Source organism: Candidatus Desulfatibia sp. (assembly GCF_036446775.1).
GTDB lineage: Bacteria > Desulfobacterota > Desulfobacteria > Desulfobacterales > UBA11574 > Desulfatibia_A.
The window spans coordinates 1-5021 of the sequence record NZ_JAZFTO010000338.1 but is presented as its reverse complement, the minus strand read 5'-3'; the positions used below and the strand labels follow the sequence as shown (position 1 = coordinate 5021).

Below are 5021 nucleotides of genomic sequence, written 5' to 3'. Positions count from 1 at the left end.
TCAAATTCCAAACAAGGGCTAAAACTATTTTTTTATTCTTTTGTTTGTTATTTGTTTTTTCGGTCATTGGAATTTATTTGTTATTTGTATTTTGTTATTTGGGATTTCCCCTTTTGGTCATTGTTATTTGTTTGATATTTGATATTTGGAATTTAATTTACTAACACCCCTTTTTCAAAGGTCTTGATTTCATTTGACAGATTAGGTCGATATTGTCAAACTGCATTCGGGGTTCAGGATTCAAAGGTTCGGGGTTTGGGATTCAAAGGTTATGGGGTTTAGAGGTTCCCCCTTCTGGGCTCTGGGCTCGGCGTTAACCCCTAAATATATAACCCCTGAACCTTTGAACCCGACTCGGCTGAGCTCGTCGCAGGCTGAACCTGCGAAGGCCTACGAATGGTAACCCTGAACGATGAACTCTGAACCTGTGAACGCTTACAAAAACTTTAAGCTTACCATTGAATACGACGGCGGTGCCTATCACGGCTGGCAGCGCCAGGCAACCGAGCCGACCATTCAGGAAGAGATTGAAAAAGCATTAATGACCATGGCCGGCGTAAAAGTCGTCCTGACAGGCTCGGGACGGACGGATGCCGGCGTGCATGCCTACGGCCAGGTGGCGAATTTTCTATGTGAGACAACCCTTACTCACGATGTTTTTCAAAGAGGACTCAACAGCCTTTTACCGCGTGATATTATCATAACCGCATGCGCGGAGGTACCGGAAACATTCAATGCCCGTTATGATGTGAAAAGCAAAACATATCACTACAAGATATTGAATCGCGGTCTTTGCGCAGCCATCGGGCGGCAGTACTCCTGGCATATTCCCCAGAAGTTAGATTTGAGCGCCATGCGCCGCGCTTGTGGTCATATTATCGGCACCCATGACTTTAAAGCCTTTGAAGGTACGGGCAGTCCCAGAACGCACACCACGCGCCGGGTAATCCATGCGGATCTGGTAAAAGATAATGACGGCTATCTAATCTTTGAGATTGAAGGCGAAGGATTCTTAAGATTTATGGTCCGAAATATTGTGGGAACGCTTGTGGATGTCGGACTTGCCAAAAGTACTCCGGAAGATTTTAAAAGGATTATGCTGTCAAAGGACCGTAACCTTGCCGGTATAACGGCCCCGCCCTGCGGGCTATATCTGATGCAGGTCAACTATTGATGAATTCGTAAAAATTAGAATTCATCATTTAGCGCCAGTTGCCCCAAAACACCTTTCTATTGTGATCATGCTGTTTTCCAACTATCTCTTCCATTTTTTGCATGCTTAGGGTCCCATGTCTTACAAAATGCGCATTCATTTTGGCTTCATCTTCACCAAGAGTCTTGGCCCTGTCAGGATGTGTCTCAAACACCTTTTTGCGGTATGCAGCCTTCAGGCCTGAGAGTCTGAGGTATCTCAAAAGATCGAGAGAAATCTCGATCTCGGGGCCAAAAAGGATGCCGCACGCATCGCAAAGCTCTGCTATTGATGGAGCGGTCAGCATTAATTCTCCTTTCACGAAAAATACTACTACTACAGCCGCATGCATAAAAGAGCCGGACTAGGCAGCCGACTTGTTCTTCATCTTTTGGACCTGTTCGTTGTAAAAGGCAATAACCTCCCTGCGGTTCAGCATCCCCAACAGAACACCATGATCATCATCCCTTACGACCGGCAGGCTGTCGATGTTTTTGATCGTAAACTTTTGAAATACGGAGTTCAGGTCATCAGACGGGGTGGTGCTGATAAGATCAAAAGTGGCAACATCCCTCATCACGACAAGGTTATCGATACCCTTTGAAAAGAGCACGCCCCTGATGTCCGTACTGGAAAAAATCCCCACCAGTCTGTTATTTGGATCTACTACCGGGAAATAGTGCTGTTTGGTCTCGCAAAAGAACTCCCTGAATTCCCGAAACGTCATGTTCTGGGGAATCAGCTTGACGTCTTTCACCAGGTGCATGAGGTCCTGGACCCTGATAGCCTGTAAAATATCCACAAAGAAATCTCCGGCATGGGCCGGAGAAGCGACCTTATTTTTGACCTGCCGTTCGTAGATGGTCCATCTCCGGGCCGCAAGGTAAGAGACTGAACAGACCAGCAGGCTCGGCAGCAGCAAATGATAGGAGTTGGTCATTTCACTGACAAATATGATGGTTGAAATCGGCGTGTTGGAAACAGCCGTAAAAAAGCCGGCCATACCCACCACTACAAACGCCCCGGGTTGGGTGACGACACCCGGTATGATCTGGTGAAATAGTTTTCCGACGACACCACCCAGAGACCCGCCGATGACAATTGAAGGTCCGAACACGCCTCCGCTGCCTCCGGAACCGATGGAAAACGCAGTGGTGAAGATTTTCCCCATGGCCAGAAGAAGCAAAAACGGTATGGTAAGATCATTGTCGAGCGCCATCTGGGCAAAACCGTAGCCAAAAGCCAGTGTCTGGGGCAAAAAGAAACCGATGATGCCGGTACACAATCCTCCGAGGCCCGGCTTTAAATAATTCGGTATATTCAGGGACTTGAACAGTCGGACAATGCCATAAAACGATTTAACGTACAAAATACCGGTGCCCACCAACACCAGGGCCAGCACGAGATACGGCCCCAATTCCAGAGGATTGCGGAATTGAAAATAAGGCGCCTCAAACAGCGATCCCCAGCCGAACACCAGGCTAAACAGGCAATAAGCCACCACCGATGAAATTCCGGCCGGAATAATCACCTCGGACTCAAATTCGGGGTCCCGGTAAAGTACCTCGGAAGCAAAAAGGGCACCCGCCAAAGGAGCCCTGAAGATACTGCCGACGCCGGCACCGATTCCTGCCGCCATCATGATGCGCCGCTCACGGTCAGACAATTTCAGTTTGGTCGCCAGAAATGATCCGAATCCTGCCCCAATCTGCGCGATGGGACCTTCCCGCCCACCTGAACCACCGGTGGTGAGGGTAAGGGCAGAGGCGATGATTTTAACAATCGGAACCCGGCTGCGTATAAAGCCGCCTTTGTTGTGATAGGCATCGATGGCAGCATCCGTGCCGTGACCTTCGGCTTCAGGGGCATAGGTATACACCAGCCACCCGCTCAAAACGCCGCCCAAAGCCGGAAGAATAAGCAGAATGTAGCGATTCAACGGTGTTCCCGTCACTGGAAAAAGATGATGTTCACCGGCCGGAGAGGGAGGCCTGTACCCGGCCACCAGATCCATGAAATAATACAAACCGGCCTGGCAAAGATAGTAGAAAGCAATAGAACCCAAACCGGCGATAATGCCGATTAATACAAAGTTTACGGTCCATTTGCCGGCATGGGCGATAATGACGGACCTTTCTTTAACGGCAAAAGCTTTTAAGCTTCTTTTCAGTTGCGTGAATAGACTCATTTATCAAGCGCTTTCAGATCTTCAACGCCTTGCAGGATAATATTGAACAGCTCAGGAATCTCATTTTCTTCCAGGCACGAAAAAGCGACCCTAAGGTCCGTTTGGCCCATTGAGATCAGCCCCACGCCGTATTTTTCAAGCAGGTGCAGCCGCAAGGGTTCAGCTTCAACGGATTTGAGTCTGATGCACATGAAATAACCGGAGTTAAATGGGTAAACGTCCCAACCATCTTTAAATTTGGGGTCCGAAAGGACTTCTTTGACACGTTGAGCCCTGTTTTTCAGAATCTTGAATTTTTCCTCTTTTTCAGCCTCATAGCTGTCCCCCTGCATAGATTTCAATACGATTGACTGGCCCAGATGGGATGCATTGGAAATAGAACCCCTGATGCTGCCGGCGGTCTTCTTCTCCAGGGCATCGTATACCGGCAAAGGATCACCTTCGATCTTACTTCCGTAAGTTATAAAACCGATTCTTAATCCCCAGGCAAAATTCTCCTTGGTGGCGCCGTCCAGCTTAACGGCCAATAGCCTGGGGTGCCGGTCGCATAACTGCGCAAAAAGGGATTCTTTCAACGTGTTGTCTTCGTAAAAGAGGCCGAAGTAGGAATCGTCCGTAACCGCTATGACGTTGGTTCCACTCCTGGCCGTATTCACAAGAATCTCGGCGATGCGACCGCCTTCTTCCTCACTGACGGTATAACCGGTAGGGTTATGCGGGAAATTCAGCAGGACAATAATTTTATCCTGTCTTTGCGCTTCAAACGTGAGCTTCTTTTCAAAAGCCGAAAGATTATATCCGCCGTCTTTAGAAAAGATTGGGAAATGACTGATGGTTACACCCTTTCTGACATTTAAAATCATATTATAGTTGCCCCACATCATGTCCGGCAAAACGATGATATCTCCGGGATCAGCCCATATACCGGCAAATATGCTGATAGCGTGGGTAATACCGCATGTAACCACCGGTAGGCTATATTTTTTATCTGTAAGCGATGGATTCTTTTTAACCAGGCTGTCCTGCCATATTTTTCTTAAAGCCGGAATTCCAAAAGACGGTGCATAGGTTAAAGACGCTTCCGGCTGGATGCCGTTAATGGCATCCATTACCGAAGGAAAGTGCATGGTGCGTCCATGCTCTGTAGCAATTCCTATGGTTGCATTTAACTTATAAGCTTTGGCCTTGGCTTCCGCGCTCTGGCTTAAAATCCCTTTAGGGAAAAAGAGATTTTTGCCCATTTCCGAAAGCATATCCAATAGATGAGGATTCCCCTGTGCGATGATCCGGTTGAGGTCCTGCGCAATAGGATGCATGTATTTACCTCCTGGTACACTGATGTGGCATACGGTACTATTTTATCATTTAACATCTTGATAAACAACCTTGCCAAGAATAGTAACGCTTTTTACTATACCAAAAAAATCTAATAATAACAACTATTCTTACATTCCAGACCTCGTTATTTGCCTTATATAAATGACCGTAGACCTTTATATACCTTGGGATTGCACATAAATTGGACATCAGGTCGGTCTAGGTTATAAGGTTCCGGGTTCCCGGTTCAGGCCTCCGGCTCGTAGAGGCACGATCCTACGCCTCGGAGAGGTTAAGCGCTTCGCGCTTTTTTCCTTAACCATT

4 protein-coding genes are annotated in these 5021 nt (G+C 47.6%); 1 reads left to right on the top strand and 3 read right to left on the bottom strand.

All coding sequences use genetic code 11. The features are described 5' to 3' along the window. Positions 1-412: 412 nt before the first annotated feature. Complete coding sequence (gene truA, locus V3S16_RS15800; RefSeq protein ID WP_413886662.1) at positions 413-1174, top strand: tRNA pseudouridine(38-40) synthase TruA; 762 nt, start codon at positions 413-415, stop codon at positions 1172-1174. 28 nt (positions 1175-1202) lie between these two features. Here truA and V3S16_RS15795 read toward each other — a convergent pair whose 3' ends face one another. The 3 genes from V3S16_RS15795 to V3S16_RS15785 are packed head-to-tail and all read right to left on the bottom strand — an operon-like array spanning position 1203 to position 4696. After that, positions 1203-1499 (bottom strand): hypothetical protein, encoded by a 297-nt coding sequence (locus tag V3S16_RS15795; RefSeq protein WP_413886660.1) that lies wholly within the window; start codon positions 1497-1499, stop codon positions 1203-1205. Between the two features lie 57 nt (positions 1500-1556). Next, complete coding sequence (locus tag V3S16_RS15790; RefSeq protein WP_413886658.1) at positions 1557-3380, bottom strand: chloride channel protein; 1824 nt, start codon at positions 3378-3380, stop codon at positions 1557-1559. Continuing rightward, positions 3377-4696 (bottom strand): aminotransferase class I/II-fold pyridoxal phosphate-dependent enzyme, encoded by a 1320-nt coding sequence (locus V3S16_RS15785; protein ID WP_413886656.1) that lies wholly within the window; start codon positions 4694-4696, stop codon positions 3377-3379. The genes V3S16_RS15790 and V3S16_RS15785 overlap by 4 nt, the downstream gene beginning before the upstream one ends. Positions 4697-5021: the final 325 nt, after the last annotated feature.